Raw genomic sequence first — 15951 nt, forward strand, 5'->3', positions numbered from 1 at the left:
AAATCCCTTTTGCCGTGGCCTTTCTCCTTTTTCTCTTCCACTTCTTCGTCGACTGGGCGAGTTCTTTTCCAGCACCGCTTGGCCCGTATTTTGTGGAGCACTACCAATTGAGCACAAGGACAGTATCCATGGCCATCACGGCTTTAGGGTTCCTTGGATCGCTCACCCAGCCTCTCTTTGCTCTTTGGACCGGGAGGATGGGAAACCACCTCCTGAGCCTCTATCTCTCCCTTTCCGGCGTTGCCCTGGCGCTTTCGCTCTTTGCTTTGCCGCTCTCTTTTGTCTTGCTTTTCGGCGCCTTTCTTTTGCTTTTCCTCGCGAATGCCTCTTTCCATCCCGTGGGGGCGGCGCTTTCGGGGATGCGGGGGAACGCCTCTGGGGTGGCGCTCTTCACCGCCGGGGGCATTGCGGGAGGAGCCGTGGGGCCGCTTTTCATCACCTGGTTTGCCTCTCGCTTCCCCCTTTCTGCTATCGTCTGGGTGGTTCTTTTGCTCTGGGGGCTTTTGAGTTTTGGTTTCTGGAGGTTTCGGGGAATCAGCCTCCGTGTTCCCCATGCAGAGTTTTCCTGGCGCCTTTTCCGGGTGCTCTTTTCAGTGTTCCTCCTTGTGGGCATTCGCACCTTCTTTACGTCCCTCTTCCACACCTTCCTCCCCCTCTACGTGGCGACCTTTACGTCTTTTGTCCTTGGAGGAATGCTTCTGTCCTTTGGGGTGCTCGTGGGGTTTTTCGCCAACTTCCTCGGTGTGCGTCTTGCCCAGGTTTTCCCCATCTGGGTGGTGAACTTTCTCTCCTTCATCGGTCTTGGGGTGGGGCTCTTCTTCCTTCCGGAGATGCGGAGTATCCCTGGGCTTTTCCTCCTCTCACTCAGCGCTGACTTTTCGGCCTTCCTCACCATGAGTGTCAACGTCTACGAGGCTCAGGAAATCCTTCCGGAACACCGGGTTTTTGCTTCTTCAGTGGCTATGGGACTTGCCTGGTCTTTTGGGAATCTCCTGAGTTTCCTTTTTGCCAGTGCTTTTGGGGATAGCGTTGCGTTCGTGCTCAGGGCGGTCGGTGTCCTGGGGATGGTGGTGGCCCTCTTCCTTCTTTTTGTGCGTCCTCTCCGCGCAGAAAAGGGGTGACAGGGATGCTGCGGCAGTTTCTTCTTGGGCTTTTGCTGGTTTTTGGTTTTGGCGCGCTGGCGTATGCTGGGGTGCTTCCTGAGCTTCGGGGCGTCTGGATTGACGTGCGGAGCATTCCGGGGGATGAAGCGGGCGTGCGGCACATGGTGGAACGGCTGTCCCGGGCGAATTTCAACGCCCTCTTTGTGGAGTCCTTCTACCGGGGGGAGACCATTTACCCTTCGGAGTTCCTTGAAAGTGCCGGCCTTCCTGCGCAGATGGAACATTTCAGGCGCCTTGGGTTTGACCCCCTCAGGGCGTTCGTCGAGGAGGCCCATCAGCGCAACGTGCAGGTTCATGCTTGGTTTCATATGTTCTACGTAGGGCTTGATGCGCCGGGACCCGTGCTCTCGGCTTTTCCTCAGTGGGCGGCCCGGAACCGGGATGGGTCGTCCGGGTACACCCAGGGGGGCAAGCGGTTCTTTTTCGTGTGCCCTCTGCACGAGGGGGTGCTCGAGTTCTATCGGGGGCTTCTTGGGGAGGTTGTGGAACGCTACGACCTTGATGGGGTACACCTTGATTACTTCCGCTTTCCTGACCCCACCATCGCCGATACCTGTTACTGTGAGGCCTGCCGTCGGGCATTCCAAAAAGTGACGGGATTTGACCCCCTTGTCCTTGATCCGGTAGAGAACTTTGAGGCCCACCGGGAGTGGGTGGCCTTCAGGGCAGGAGGGCTTTCGGACTTTGCCGCTGCCCTCTCGGCATACCTCCGTCGCCTCCGGCCAGAGCTCCTTCTTTCCTGTGCGGTGAAGCCCTTCGGGTTTCCCCTTGAGGGGTATCCAGGGTTTTTACAGGACTGGCCGACCTGGGGGAGGAAGGGAGTTTTCGATTTCCTCGTCCCCATGACCTACAGTTCCCGACCGCAGGAGTTTGAGGGGATGCTGCGCTTTGTTCGGACGTTCCTACGGGGGATCCCGTTCTGTGCGGGGGTGTGGTGCATGGGGATGGACGCGGCCACCGTTTGTGAGGAAATCCGAAGAGCTCGAAAGCACACACCCTGTGGTGTTGTCCTTTTCGCCTATCCCTACCTTGGAGATGACCTTCTTGCCGTCCTTTCCCGGGATGCTTTCGCCGCTTTTTCCCCGCCTCCTGGAAAGGAGGATTTTCCTCATCTCGTCTCTTCACCCCTTGACCCTCAGGATTTCCTCGAGAAACGCCGGACCATAAGGGCAAAGAGGGTGGGCGTGCCTTGTGTGGTGGATGGGGTACTTGAGGAACTCTGGCAGGAAGCGGACTGGCAGGGAGATTTTACCCTCATCGTGGGAGGGAAGCCCTCCTGGGATACAAAAGTTGCCGTGCTTTACGATGAGGCGTGTCTCTATGTGGCCTACGTCCTTGAGGGGAAACCCCAGAAGAGGGAAATCACCCGGCGCGACGGCCCAGTGTTCTACGACGACTCGGTGGAACTCTTCCTCGACCCCTGGGCAAGTCGGAGTTTTTTCTTCCAGTTTGCGGTGAACCTCCTCGGGACGCAGTACGACGGATCTTCCTTCTTGGGATCCCGCTTCGATGGAACCTGGCAGGTGGGTGTGGCAGAAACGGCTGGAGCAACGGTTGTGGAGATGGTCATACCCTTCACAACGCTTGACCGGGGTACTCCCCAAGTGGGGGAGCGCTTCGGGGTGAACTTCTGCCGGAACGACCTGACGCAGGGAGCATTCTCGACCTGGACGGAGATGCCCGGAATCTACGGGGCCTCGTTCTTTTTCGGAACCCTGGAATTTGGGCCCTAAGAAACACCTATAGGGGAGCCGCCTCTCTGCGGGAAGGCAGCCCCCCTATAGGTGCAAGGAGGGGATTTTCGCTCGTCAGGAATCTTTTCCCGAACTCCAGGAGATAATTATAGAGGGTTTCCCCTACCTGTCAAGGGGGTGGGGAGAATTTTTTAAAAAATTTTTAGAAACCCATGGAATTCACAGGGAGAAACGCTTCTTCGTACTCCTCTTTGAGGACCTAAGCGTTCGTCTTTCTGGCCAAAAGGGCGGGTAGGCGTTTTCCGGTTCACAGCGTGCCGGAGGGGGTGAGAGTCCGGGGACGACCTTCTTCATGGACAACCTGCAGGAATACCTGGACAAGGTCTGGGTCAAACTGCGTCCCCGCACCTTTTGTGATTTCCTCCAGGGCTTCTGTTCGAGACAGAGCCTTCCGGTTGGGCCGGTCGCTGGTCATGGCTACAAAAGCATCGACGATGGCGATAATGCGAGCAAAAAGCGGTATTTCCCTACCTTTGAGCCCCCGGGGATACCCTGTGCCGTCGAAGTGCTCATGGTGGGCGAGGATACCTTCGGCAACGGGGAGGAGTTCTGGGAAGACCCGGGCGATACGGTACCCGATTTCCGGGTGTTTTCGAGCCTCTTCCCACTCCTCCCGGGTGAGGGGACCGGGTTTGAAGAGTATGGCCCGGGGAATGGCGACTTTCCCAAGGTCATGGAGCCGTACGAGGAGGTCAAGGGTTTCGAGTTCTGCCTGGGGAAGCCCGAGGGCCTCGCCCATCCTCCGGGCGAGGGTGCGCATCCGCCTGTAGTGTGTTTCCATCTCTCCCGGGATTTCTCGGAGGGATTGTTCAAAAGAGAGGATGAGAGCAGCACGGGAGCTCTTTGCCTCAACGAGCTTGTTCCGGTACATACGGTTTTCGGCTTCACTGAGGACGGCGTCGATGTCCTCGCCCTCCCTTTCTTTGGTGGCGCACCCCAAGGCCACGCTGATAGGGAAAGGACCCCCTTCTTTCTCGGACTCCTCCTCACAGAACTTCCGGATTCGCTGGAGGACGTCCTGTGAAGCCGGAGCAGAAGTCCTGGGAAGGAGGATAACGAATTCGTCCCCTCCCCAGCGAGCAACGATATCCTCTTTCCGGCAGGCACGGGTGAGGATTGCGGCTACCTTCTTCAGGAGTTCGTCGCCCTTGGCATGGCCAAAGGCATCGTTCACGAGCTTCAGGTTGTTGACATCGGCCATAACCACGCTCAGGGGGAGTTGCCTTGGAACGTCGAGCCGCTTGATGGCGTCTTCGAAGTAGAGCCGATTGTAGAGGCCGGTGAGGGGATCGTGGAAAGTGAGGTAGAGGATGTGCTCTTCGGCCCGCTTTCTGGCGGTGATGTTGGAGGAGACGGTAACCACCCGGAAGACCCGGCCTTCCTCGTCAAGGATGGGGTACGCCCTCTGGTGCCAGACAGTACCGTTGTGGGATGTCACTTCGGCTTCTTCCGGTTTACCGCTCTTGAAGGCTTTCACCGTTGCACATCCGGGGCAAGGGGCATCCCGCTTCTCGAAGACCTCAAAGCAGTACTTCCCGACGATATCCCCAGGCTCAAGGTGAAAATTCCGGGATACGGCTCTGTTCACCCAGACGATTTTTGGTCCTTCTTCGTAGTATGCAACCTGGTCCTCGATGGCGTCGAGGATGAGTGCCCTTTCTCTCTCCGATGCCCGCAGCGCTTCTGCGACTCTCTTGAACTCGGTGATGTCCCAGTTGACCCCCACGATTCCTGTAATGGTTCCCCTCTCATCGACAACGGGGATTTTGTTCGTGGCAATCCAGATTTTCCGTTGCTCTCCGGTCGCAAGATCGGGGTCCTCTCGCTCTTCATTGAGGAGGGGTTTCCCGGTGCGCAGGAGCTCTTCCTCTTCGTCCCAGTAGCGTCGGGCGAGATCCTCCGGGTAGAGGTCGAAATCCGTTTTGCCAATCATCTCGTGGGGGGAAGAAAAGCCGTGATGCCTGGCGTCGGCTTCGTTCGCAAAGATGAAGCGGTGATTTGTGTCTTTGACGTAGACGTGGGCAGGCAGAGCGTTGAGGATCTTCACAAAGAGGTCTCTCTCTTCAAGCTGCCCTCCCAGGTTCCCGGGGTATGCGATGTCCCAGAGCACGAAGATGGTGCCGAGTTGCCCGCAGGGCAGTGTGGCAACGCCGAAGGTCCTCCCACCCACCGTCCACGAAGAAGACCCCTGGGGTGCCCGAGCAAGGAGCTCCCCGAGCCGGAATGTGTCCTGTGGCGCAAGGGAGAGAAGACGAAAAGCCTCTTCATTCGCAGCGACAACCGTTCCCCTCGTGTCGACGAAAACAATCCCTATCTTCCTCACAAAGAGCGCTCCTCACCGAGTGAACCGTAACGGGGAAGGCGAAACCTGCAGGGCGAGCGTCCCCTGAACCTGCCGGATGCACCGCTTCGACCTCCAAGGGCTCCACGAAGAAGAGGCCCTCTTTACCCCTGAAGATGGCTCCTCTCTGCCCCAGGGTGCGTACGGGCAACCTGCACCCCTTTGAGGAGAACGCTAAGGAACGTCTCCACGTCGTTTAGGAGATGCCCGAAGGTGATGGCCCCTCTTCCCGATGCGTTTTCACCCTGAAAAGGCGCAGCGGGAGCTCGAGGAGCCCCTTCCCCAGCTACCAATGATAACCTTTCTTCTTCGATAGTGGAAGAGGGCTTCCGCGTAAAACTCTTCAAAAAGGGGAACACTCCCGAGAAAGGACCATATTGGCTTACCCTTAGAGTGCTTTGAGTTTGTTCAGAAGGTCCTCTTAGCCCATCCAGTTGTCGCCACCCGGGTGACTCCCCCTATGCCGGGACAGTCGTGATGGCTTCTCCGACAAGAAGCTGCGGCACCGACTCTCCTGTGTATCCTCTCGGGGGCAGGAGGTGCTCACATGGCACCCCAAGTTCCCGGAAAACCCGACAGACGTTTGAGTCTTCCCCTCCGTAATCTCAGTAACCCGGGTGACGTCAATGCGTCCCTCAAGCCTGTGCGCTTCCACAAAGAGCGTTCGGTCAAGGCAGGGATTGGGAGCGATGACGAGGACCGTAGCACGGAGAGTGGAGGAACCCTGGCAAGGAGCATCATAGAGAATCCATGGACCCTGGAAAGCGACGGGACTTCTCTAAAGAAGTTCACAGGGTAGATGGTGCCCCAGAAATGCAAAGGAAAGCCCTGGAATCTCTTCGAGGAGGTACTCCCAGGTTGCAGCCGGTGTTGGCGCCCATGTGGGCCGTGTCTCTTCTGTCTAACTAAAGGCATCCCTACAACGAGTTGGCGCTATCTTAGCGTTGGTTCTGTTTGACGCTTTAGATGAGGGATGCTATAATAAGCTATCTTTTCATGAAAGGAGGGGCAAGAATGCGGAGAACTTTGCCCCTAATTCTGGCTCTCTTGGTAGTATTTGCTCTGGTGGCTACAGGATGCGGTGGTACCGGTGGAACCCAGCCGCCTGGTCCGCCTCAGCCAGCTTTATGCACGCTGCGGGTTCAGTCGACTTCCCCGTATGTGTGGGGGTACGTCTGGGTGAACGGGATGAACACGGGCGTATATCTTGACCCCATGGGCGTGGCGACAGTGGGTCAGTACCCCTGTGGTCAGCAGGTGAGCGTGCAGATTGTCGATCAATACGGCCAGTTCAGTCACATTGAAGTCGTCACCATGGTTAGCCCGGTGACCACGCTGAACTTCTCCTGGTGGTAATATAATGTGAGGTGAGAAGGCGCCGGGGTGGAGGATCCACCCCGGGTTCTGACGTTGTGCTTTCCCCCTTCCCGTTCTTCCTCCAAATTCTCTGTTTTGTGCTCAGGAGAGGAGCTTTCTGTGGCCTCCTGCGTCCTTTTTCAGGATGGTCCTGATAGACATGAAAGGGCCCCACGTGACCCCTTTCCGGAAAACTCTTTCTGCTTTTTCCCAGCCTTTTGCTTGGCCCCTGACCGGTACAGAGGACAATGTCGTCGACCTCCGGTAGTGCAAAAACCCCTGGAGATCGACGACACTTCAAAAAACCCCTCTAACCCTCTTGACAGAGGGAAAAAGTTGTGATTTCATTTACATAAAGCGTACCTTGACAGGTGAACATGGTCTTCTCAGGAATCCTTATTTAAAGCCCACAAAACGGGTTTGTAGCCTACCTATGAGGGATGGAAACACCGCTACCTCCTCCAAAGTTCAATGAGTGAACCGGTTTGTAGCCTACCTATGAGGGATGGAAACACCGCTACCTCCTCCAAAGTTCAATGAGTGAACCGGTTTGTAGCCTACCTATGAGGGATGGAAACACCGCTACCTCCTCCAAAGTTCAATGAGTGAACCGGTTTGTAGCCTACCTATGAGGGATGGAAACAGCAGATGGCGAAGTGGGCCGCAGAGGGCAGACGGCGGTTTGTAGCCTACCTATGAGGGATGGAAACTGCAATGGACGCCCTACGTTACGCACTGACCGGCCGTTTGTAGCCTACCTATGAGGGATGGAAACCACCAAAGCCAACATCACCGACTTAGAGACCATCACCAGTTTGTAGCCTACCTATGAGGGATGGAAACCAACCCCTACGAACTTGACCATCCTTACCACCCCCTCGTTTGTAGCCTACCTATGAGGGATTCAACGTGCTTTCCTTTTCGTCTTCTTGTCTTGTCCCTCCCCGAATCTCTTCTTTTCTCGCGGTATATGGAAGTTGCTTCTTGACGCCTCCTTTAAAGAATGCTAACATGGTAGCATACAAAAGAGGGGAGGTAAGAGTATGCGCCGTTTTTCCCTTATCTTCCTCGTGGTGCTCCTTGGGGTTTTTGGGGTGTGTGTCCTCGGTGCGGAGGCCAAAATCGTCTGGAAGTTCGGACACCTGGTGAACGAGGAACACATGTGGCACCGCACTGCGGTAAAATTCGCTGAACTCGTGAAGGAAAAGACGAACGGCGAAATCGAGATTGTGATTTACCCCAACGAACAGCTGGGGAAGGAAATCGAGGTCCTCACCATGATTCAGGCTGGTACTGCAGACCTCACCATTTCTGGAGAATCCATGCAGAACTGGGCGCCCAAAGCCGCGCTCATTGCTGCACCCTATGCCTTTAAATCCATCGACCACATGGTGAAGGCCGTAAATAGTGACATCGGCCATGAGATTCGCCAGGAAATCATTGAGAAAGTCGGCGTGATTCCCCTCTACTACCACATCCGGGCACCTCGGAATCTCACCTCCAACAAACCCGTCCACAAACCGGAAGATGTGCGGGGGCTCCGGCTTCGTCTACCCAACGTTCCGCTCTTTGTGGAGGCCTGGAAGGCGGTGGGAGCAAGCCCACAGGTTATGGCCTTCAGCGAGGTCTTCACCGCCCTGCAACAGGGAGTCATTGACGCCCAGGAAAACCCTTACGACCTCATTTACAACGCCAGCCTCTATGAGGTTCAGAAGTACGTGAATGAGACCGAGCACGTCATCGGCTGGGTCTGGGTGGTTCTGGGGAAAAAGCAGTTTGAATCCCTTCCCAAAAATCTCCAGGATGCCGTTCTTGAAGCAGCCCGGGAAGCCCAGCAGTATGCAGATCTCCTCTTCTGGCAGGAAATCCCCACGTTTAAGCAGAAGCTCATCGAAAAGGGCATGGTAATCAATTCTGACGTGGACAAGGAGGCCTTCCGGAAGATTATGTCTGAGGCTGTAGAAAAGGTTCTTACCCCTGAGCAGGCAGCTCTTTACAAGCGCATCCAGGAGCTTGAGTAGGAATCCAGGTGGTGGGGGATGGCATGTGGGAAGCCTCGGCAGGAAACTGCCGAGGCTTTCTTTTTTTTGGAGGGAGTGCAATGGAAAAGCGGGATCCTCTCGAGGCGATTCTGGCCACAGGAATGATGGTGGCCTTTCTGGCACTCGTTGGCGTGGTGATGCTGAGCGTTACCACGAGGTTTTCCCTCCCTTTCGTTGTGTTCTCCTGGACCGAGGAGACCTCGAGGTTCCTCTTCGTTTGGGCTGTGGCTCTTGGGGCTCCCTGTGCGCTGAAGCGAGGAGAATTCGTGAGCGTCGATTTCCTGATCCGCCGCTTCCCCCACAAAGCGGCAAGGGGTCTCCAGGCTACCTTCAGTTTCATCACAGGAGGGTTCTTCCTTGTGGTTTTCTGGTACAGCCTCCAGTTTGCCCGGCTTGGGCTTTTGCAGATGTCGCCGACCATGCGTATCCCCATGGTCTTCGCCTATGCCAGTATGGTTGTCGTTTCCTTTTTTCTTGCCTTTTACGCTTTTCGACAGGGGGTTCTTGTTTTCAGGAAGAGGAGTGATGCCAGGTGATGGCACTTTTTCTCTTTCTCTCCTTTGTGGTCCTTTTGCTTTTGGGGTTCCCCGTGGCCTTTTCTCTGGGGGTTTCTTCTTTACTTTATCTTGTCATCAAGGGCGTTCCTCTGAGCATCATTCCGCAGAAGATGTACTCGGGGATTGATTCCTTTGTCCTTCTCTGTATCCCTGCTTTCATCGTGGCGGGGAATCTCATGAATACGGCGGGGATAACACGGCGCATCATCAATTTCTCCAACGCCATCGTGGGACATATTCGCGGGGGACTGGCTCTAGCCAATGTGGCGGCCTCCATGATTTTTGCTGGAATATCGGGAACGGCGCTTGCTGATACCGCGAGCATCGGGGCAATTCTCATCCCGGCGATGAAGGAAGAAGGGTATGATGCTGACTTTTCCGCGGCAGTTACAGCCTCGTCTTCTACCGTTGGTCCCATCATCCCTCCAAGCGTCCCCATGATTATCGTGGGGACTCTTACGGGGTTATCCGTCACGCGTCTTTTCCTGGCCGGGGCCATCCCTGGAGTAATTCTCGGATTTTCCCTTATGGCCATCACCTACTACCTCTCGGTGAAAAGGAACTACCCGAAAGAGGAACGACTTTCCCTTCGGGCCGTCTTCAGGACGTTTCTTGACGCTTCCTGGGCTTTGGGAATGGTTGTCCTTATTCTTGTAGGCATTCTTGGGGGGATTTTCACACCCACCGAAGCTTCAGTTGTGGCCGTGGTGTATGCTCTTCTTGTGGGGATTCTGGTGTACCGGGAGCTCAAACCCGGCGATATCCCCAGGATTGTCGTAGAGTCAGTCCGGATGACGACTTCGGTAATGGTACTTGTGGGTCTGGCCCGCCTTTTTGCCTGGATTATCACCACCGAGAGAATTCCCCAGCTTGTGGCCCAGGGGATTCTGAGCATTTCCACCAATCCCTTCGTGGTTATCCTCCTCATTAACGCCATTCTCCTTTTCGTAGGATGTTTCATGGAGACGGTGGCGGCGCTTGTGATTTTCGTCCCGGTTCTTCTTCCTGTGGCCATGAAGATTGGCATGGACCCCATTCATTTTGCCGTCATGGTGGTTTTGAACCTCATCATCGGTTTGACCACGCCTCCGGTGGGGGTGTGCCTTTTCGTGGCGGCGAACATCGCCAGAATTTCCCTGGGAGACCTGGTAAGGGCCAACATCCCTTTCCTTCTCGTTCTTCTTGCGGTATTGTTCCTTGTGAGCTACTGCCCTCCGCTGAGTCTGACGCTGCCGGGTCTTTTGCGTTAGGAGGTGAGAGGATGAAGGCCGTGGTGGTACCCCGGCCGGGGGTACTCACGGTGGAAGAGCGGGAGATTCCCCGTCCTGGGCAAGACGACAAGGTTCTCGTACGGGTACGGGCAGGAGGCATCTGTGGCACAGACCTCCACATCTACCACGGAACCTCCCCGGTGGCCACGTACCCCCGGGTCATCGGGCATGAGTTTGTGGGAGAGGTTGCGGAAATCGGCCGGAACGTTACAAGAGTGAAAAAGGGTGACCGTGTAGTCGTGGAGCCCATAATGTACTGCGGGCAATGTTACCCCTGCCGTACTGGTCGACCCAATGTGTGCGAGCGCCTTGAAGTCCTGGGGGTACACAGGGATGGAGGGTTTCAGGAATATGTGGTGGTCCCGGAGAGGAATCTCCATCCCTTTTCGGGGGATCTCTCCTGGGAAGAAGCCGCACTCATTGAGCCTTTCACCATTGCTGCGCAGGTGGCCGACCGGGGGATGGTGCAGGAGGGGGACAGGGTTGTGATCCTTGGAGCAGGACCGATAGGTTTGTGCATCCTCGCGTACCTGGGTCTTATTGGGGCTTTGTGCGGAGTGGCCGACATCATCCCGGAACGCCTGGAGCGAGCTAGAGAACTCGGCGCGGCATTCGTCGTCAATACAAAGGCTTCAAGTCTCGAAGACGAAGTACTGCACCACTTCCCGGATGGTGCTAACGTGGTCATCGATGCCGTGGGTCTTCCCGAGACTTTCGAGTGGGCAGTTCGGCTTGCTTCCCGAGCCGGGAGGGTTGTCGTTCTGGGATTCCATACGGCCCCCTCTGCCATTCCTCAGGCCCTGGTGACTCTGCGGGAACTCACCATTGTGGGGTCGAGGCTTCAGGCGTACAAGTTCCCCCGGGTGGTGGAGCTTTTTGAGAAGAAACGGCTCCAACCCCGAAGGCTCATCAGCCACGTCTTTCCCCTTTCAGAGGTGCACAGAGCCTTTGCACTCCTTGAGCATCATCCTGAAGCAACGTGCAAGGTTGTGCTCACGATGTAGCTGGAGGTGAGAGGATGTTTGATTTTACCGGGAGGGTTGCGGTGGTCACCGGTGGCGGTGGAGTGCTCTGCAGTGCCTTTTCGAAGGCACTGGCCACCCATGGAGCGAAAGTGGCCGTTCTGGACCTGAATTTCGCAGCCGCTCAAAAGGTGGCCGAGGAAATCCGGGGAACTGGTGGGGTGGCCCAGGCTGTGGAGTGCAACGTTCTTGACCGGGACAGTGTTCTCCAGGCGGCTTCGAAGGTCCGGGAAGCTCTTGGGGTGTGTGACATCCTCATCAACGGTGCAGGAGGGAATCACCCCAGGGGGACGCTTCCGAAGGAGTTCTTCGAGCCTGCTGACCTTGCGCAGGGAGAAACGACCTTCTTCGACCTTGACCTTGAAGGATTCCGTTTCGTTTTCGACCTCAATCTCCTTGGAACCATTATCCCCACTCAGGTCTTCGGGAAGGACATGGTGCAAAAGGGCAGGGGGGTTATCATCAACATTGCCTCCATGGCCTCTTTTCGGGCCATCACCAGAGTTCCGGCCTACGCTGCAGCGAAAGCCGCAGTGGCGAACTTCACCCAGTGGCTTGCCGTATACCTGGGAAAAACGGGGGTTCGAGTCAACGCCATCGCCCCCGGGTTTTTCCTCACCCAACAAAATTACCGCCTCCTTGTGGCCGAAGACGGGTCGCTGACTCCCCGGGCGCAGAAGATTCTCGCCCACACCCCCATGGGGAGACTCGGGAAACCGGAAGAGCTTCTGGGAACGCTCCTGTGGCTCTGCGACGACGAGGCTTCCGGTTTTGTCACTGGTGCTGTTATTCCCGTGGATGGAGGATTCCTGGCGTACGCTGGCGTGTGACGGTTGACATGAGTATGTATGGATGGTAGTATACAATAAGGAGGAGGGAGAGTGTGGAACTCCTTTCTGTACCCCGCAGGGGTTCTTCTGCCCGTGAATATGTGTACGAGGCGCTCAAAAAGAACATCATTCTGCTCCACTTAAAGCCCGGACAGAGCATTACAGAGCAGGAAATCGCCGAGAAGTTCTCCGTGAGCCGAACCCCGGTTCGAGAAGCTTTCATCCGGCTTGCTCAGGAGGGCCTTCTTGAGACCTTTCCCCAGCGGGGAACGGTGGTTTCCCTTATCGACCTTGAGCGGGTGGACGAGGCCCGTTTCATGCGCCGGACCCTGGAAAAGGCCGTTCTTCGCCTGGCCTGTGAGGCATTCCCTTCAGAACTCGCCTTTGAGCTTCGCTCAAACCTTGCCCTCCAGGAGGTGTGCCTTGAGGAGAAGAACTTCCTCCGCCTTTTCGAGTTAGACGAGGAATTCCATCGCCTCATTTACCGGGGGTGTAAAAAGGAGCGCATCTGGGACCTCATCTGCCAGATCAACGCGGACTTTCGACGAATCCGGGTGCTCAAGCTCTCTTCGGGGATTCGAGTTGGTGAAGTCGTGGAGCAACACCGGAAAATCGCCGGAATAATCTTCGACCGTGATCCCGGGCGGGTTGAGGCAATCCTTGACGAGCACCTGCCACAGAACGACCCGGATTTTGAACGCTTGCGTGAAGAATACCCTGAGTACTTCCGGCAAAGGGGGTGAGAAAGGGGGGTACACTTCTTTGTTCCTTACCGGGGAATTCCTTTGAGATCATCCTGAGGAGGTGGAGACATGCGACATCGTTTTGCCTTTGGGGTTTTTGTGGGGGTGCTCATTCTCAGCCTGGCCGGTTCTGTGGTCGCTGCGGAGAAGACCTATGAGCTCAAGGTTTCCATGGTCATTACCCAGGATGACACCATCTACAAGGGCTATGAGAAGTTCAAAGAAGGGGTTGAGGCTCGCACCAACGGCAAAATCAAAGTAGAGCTCTACCCCGGAGGCGTTTTAGGGCGAGACGAGGAAATGCTCGAGCAGGCGGTGCTCGGGGCAGGAGTTTGTGTCAACACCGATGCAGGACGGCTGGGCGTGTGGGTTCCGGAAATCGGTATTCTCCTCTGTCCTTACCTTGTGGATAGCGTCGAGGAGATGCAGAAGCTCTTGAAGTCTGACCTTCCAAAGGAATGGTTTGAGAAACTCCGCAAGGAACAGGGTCTTGTGGTTCTCGCCTTCAACTGGTACGCCGGGGCCCGCCATTTTCTGACGAAAAAGCCCATCCAGAAACCCGAGGACCTTGAAGGCCTGAAGATTCGCACCCCCGGTGCTCCTGTGTGGCAGGAAACCATAAGGGCCTTGGGGGCAACGCCCGTGGCACTCCCCTGGACTGAAGTGTATCCAGCACTGCAGCAGGGGGTCATCGACGGCGCAGAAGCTCAGCACCCGGCTACCTATGGTTCCAAGCTTTATGAGGTAACGAAGTACATCACCCGCACCGGTCACATCCAGCTCTGGAACGCTCCGGTTGTGGGGGACAAATGGTTCAGCCAGCTTCCTGAGGAGTACCAGAAAATCCTCTTTGAAGAGGCTGAAAAGGCAGGAGACTACGCCACGCAGCTTCTCCTTGAGACGCTTGACGACCTTGAGGCAAGGATGGTTGCTGAAGGTGCTGTAATCAGCGATGTCGACCTCGAGCCCTTTAAGAAACGGGCCGAAGCGGTTTACGAGAAGCTCGGGTACCAGGAACTTCGCAAAAAGATTCGGGAATTCCTGGGAAAAGAGTAAAAACTGGGGCGGCTTTTGCCGCCCCTTCCGGAGGGGTGAAAGGTGCAGCGGGCTTTTGAGATCCTCGACCGGATTGAGGTTGCCTTCTGCCAGGGTTTGCTGCTTGTCATTGTTGGACTGGTGTTCGTTTCCGCGGTGCTCCGCTATGTGGGGTACCCCATCAACTGGACGAATGCCCTGGCCTCTGGGCTCTTTGTGTGGCTCATCTACATCGGTGCTGACCGGGCCCTGCGCCGGAGCCGTCACATCGGGATGAGCTCGCTTGTGGACCGCTTGCCCCGAGGAGTACGAGACATTGTCGAACTTCTGACCGCTGTGCTCATCCTGGTTTTCCTCCTTATCATTGCTTTTCTTGGGGTCCGCATGGTCTTGGCGAATACCAGGAGAGTTTTTGAAGAGCTTTTCTTTTTGAGCTACTCCGTGGTGGTTGCGGCTGTCCCGGTGGGAACGGCGCTCATGGGCTTTACGGTTCTGGTTCGGATTATAGAGAAGGTACGGGCGCTCCAGAAAAGGTGAGGGAGAGACCATGCCGCTGCTGTATGCTGCGTTGACTTTTGTTGTGCTCCTTCTTGCCAACGTCCCCATTGCCTTCACGCTCGGTATCTCTGGGATGGTGTACTTTCTTTCCCAGACGAGCATTCCCATTCCCATTGTGGCCCAGCGACTTGTGGCCGGGACCCAGTCTTTTCCTCTGCTCGCCGTTCCTTTCTTCGTCCTTGCGGGACATCTCATGAACGTTTCAGGCATCACCCGGCGGCTCATTCACCTTGCCGATGTTCTCGTGGGGCATCTTCCGGGAGCTCTGGCGCAGGTGAGCTGTGTGCTCAGCATGCTCATGGGGGGCGTTTCGGGATCCTCCAATGCCGATGCAGCGATGGAGACCCGCATTCTTCTTCCTGAGATGCGCCGGAGGGGCTACGCCGATGGGTTTTCCGCGGCAGTCCTGGCCTGCAGCTCCCTGAGTACGGCCATTATTCCTCCAAGTATCGGTCTTGTGCTCTATGGCTTTGCAGGACAGGTTTCGGTGGGCAAGCTCTTCATTGCCGGGATTGTCCCCGGCATCCTCATGGGCGTCACCATGATGGGGGTGACGCATTGGAAGGCAGTTCGCAAAGGCTACGATCTCGAGCGGCGGGGACGGCGACATTCTTTCCGGGAGGTTCTTTTTGCTTTCCGGGAGTCCATCTGGGCTCTGCTATTTCCCCTCTTTCTCGTTGTGACCCTCCGCTTTGGCATTTTTGCTCCGGTTGAGGCCGCAGCCTTTGCGGTGGTCTACGCTTTCTTTGTGGGAAAGTTCATCCACCGGGAACTCACCCGGGAGAAATTCTGGGAGGCCATACGGGATGCCGCTGAGGACAACGCCGTGATCATGCTCATTGTCTCCATGGCGGCCATCCTCATGTACGCCCTGGCGTACGAGAAGGTCCCAGTGAAGATGTCCACTTTTATCCTTGGCCTCACCAGCCATCCCTTTCTCTTGATGCTGGCCATCGTGGCCTTCCTTTTCGTGGCCGGAATGGTCATGGAGGGGACGGTGAACACACTGCTTCTTACCCCCATTTTCCTGCCCATCGTCAGAGCCGCAGGATTTGACCCGGTGCACTTTGGCATTATCATGGCCATCCTCATCCAGATTGGTGGGGTCACCCCTCCTGTGGGTGTCAACATGTACACGGTGTGCTCTCTGGGGGGCATAAGAGTTGAAGAATGCATCCGGGAAAGCTGGGCTTATGTGGGGGCGTTGCTCGCCTTAGTAGTGGTCCTGATTCTCGTGCCGCAGCTCTCTTTAGCCCTTGTGGGGCTGATGAAGTGAAAG

General features: G+C 56.2%; 14 protein-coding genes and 1 CRISPR repeat array. Of the genes, 13 read left to right on the forward strand and 1 reads right to left on the reverse strand.

Annotation, left to right across the window (positions count from 1 at the left end):
* The first annotated feature begins 14 nt into the window (after positions 1–14).
* Together ACP6EK_RS03195 and ACP6EK_RS03200 are read left to right on the forward strand one after the other, a co-directional pair.
* A complete protein-coding gene (locus ACP6EK_RS03195; protein WP_438317788.1) occupies positions 15–1121 on the forward strand; it encodes an MFS transporter in 1107 nt (368 codons plus the stop codon).
* Between the two features lie 5 nt (positions 1122–1126).
* Positions 1127–2896 carry a family 10 glycosylhydrolase gene (locus ACP6EK_RS03200; protein ID WP_438317791.1) on the forward strand — a complete coding sequence of 590 codons (1770 nt, stop codon included), beginning with the start codon at positions 1127–1129 and terminating at the stop codon, positions 2894–2896.
* A 268-nt stretch (positions 2897–3164) separates the two neighbouring features.
* Here ACP6EK_RS03200 and ACP6EK_RS03205 read toward each other — a convergent pair whose 3' ends face one another.
* Positions 3165–5240 (reverse strand): sensor domain-containing diguanylate cyclase/phosphohydrolase, encoded by a 2076-nt coding sequence (locus ACP6EK_RS03205; protein WP_438317794.1) that lies wholly within the window; start codon positions 5238–5240, stop codon positions 3165–3167.
* Positions 5241–5805: 565 nt separating this feature from the next.
* Here ACP6EK_RS03205 and ACP6EK_RS03210 point away from each other — a divergent pair.
* The 11 genes from ACP6EK_RS03210 (at position 5806) to ACP6EK_RS03260 (ending at position 15948) form a co-directional block, all read left to right on the forward strand.
* Entirely contained in the window at positions 5806–6057 is a 252-nt protein-coding gene (locus ACP6EK_RS03210) for a hypothetical protein (protein ID WP_438317797.1), read from the forward strand.
* A gap of 215 nt (positions 6058–6272) precedes the next feature.
* Positions 6273–6614, forward strand: a complete 342-nt coding sequence (locus ACP6EK_RS03215) for a hypothetical protein (RefSeq protein ID WP_438317800.1) — start codon at positions 6273–6275, stop codon at positions 6612–6614.
* Between the two features lie 418 nt (positions 6615–7032).
* Positions 7033–7524: direct repeats of the CRISPR family, unit length 30 nt; unit sequence GTTTGTAGCCTACCTATGAGGGATGGAAAC.
* Positions 7525–7657: 133 nt separating this feature from the next.
* Entirely contained in the window at positions 7658–8635 is a 978-nt protein-coding gene (locus ACP6EK_RS03220; protein WP_438317803.1) for a TRAP transporter substrate-binding protein, read from the forward strand.
* Positions 8636–8715: 80 nt separating this feature from the next.
* Positions 8716–9192, forward strand: coding sequence for a TRAP transporter small permease (locus ACP6EK_RS03225; RefSeq protein ID WP_438317806.1), 477 nt, complete (start codon positions 8716–8718; stop codon positions 9190–9192).
* Entirely contained in the window at positions 9189–10463 is a 1275-nt protein-coding gene (locus ACP6EK_RS03230; RefSeq protein WP_438317809.1) for a TRAP transporter large permease, read from the forward strand. Before ACP6EK_RS03225 ends, ACP6EK_RS03230 begins: the two co-directional genes overlap by 4 nt.
* Before the next feature lie 11 nt (positions 10464–10474).
* Positions 10475–11488 (forward strand): zinc-binding alcohol dehydrogenase family protein, encoded by a 1014-nt coding sequence (locus tag ACP6EK_RS03235; protein WP_438317812.1) that lies wholly within the window; start codon positions 10475–10477, stop codon positions 11486–11488.
* A 14-nt stretch (positions 11489–11502) separates the two neighbouring features.
* The gene (locus ACP6EK_RS03240) at positions 11503–12336 is read left to right on the forward strand and encodes an SDR family oxidoreductase (RefSeq protein WP_438317815.1); all 834 of its coding nucleotides are present in this window, start codon (positions 11503–11505) and stop codon (positions 12334–12336) included.
* Between the two features lie 53 nt (positions 12337–12389).
* Positions 12390–13079 carry a GntR family transcriptional regulator gene (locus tag ACP6EK_RS03245; protein ID WP_438317818.1) on the forward strand — a complete coding sequence of 230 codons (690 nt, stop codon included), beginning with the start codon at positions 12390–12392 and terminating at the stop codon, positions 13077–13079.
* Positions 13080–13148: 69 nt separating this feature from the next.
* Positions 13149–14135, forward strand: coding sequence for a C4-dicarboxylate TRAP transporter substrate-binding protein (locus ACP6EK_RS03250; RefSeq protein WP_438317821.1), 987 nt, complete (start codon positions 13149–13151; stop codon positions 14133–14135).
* Between the two features lie 42 nt (positions 14136–14177).
* The gene (locus tag ACP6EK_RS03255) at positions 14178–14651 is read left to right on the forward strand and encodes a TRAP transporter small permease (RefSeq protein WP_438317824.1); all 474 of its coding nucleotides are present in this window, start codon (positions 14178–14180) and stop codon (positions 14649–14651) included.
* A gap of 10 nt (positions 14652–14661) precedes the next feature.
* Complete coding sequence (locus ACP6EK_RS03260; protein ID WP_438317827.1) at positions 14662–15948, forward strand: TRAP transporter large permease; 1287 nt, start codon at positions 14662–14664, stop codon at positions 15946–15948.
* The last annotated feature ends 3 nt before the right edge of the window (positions 15949–15951 follow it).

This window comes from Candidatus Caldatribacterium sp. SIUC1 (genome assembly GCF_051549785.1).
In the GTDB taxonomy this organism is placed as follows: domain Bacteria; phylum Atribacterota; class Atribacteria; order Atribacterales; family Caldatribacteriaceae; genus Caldatribacterium.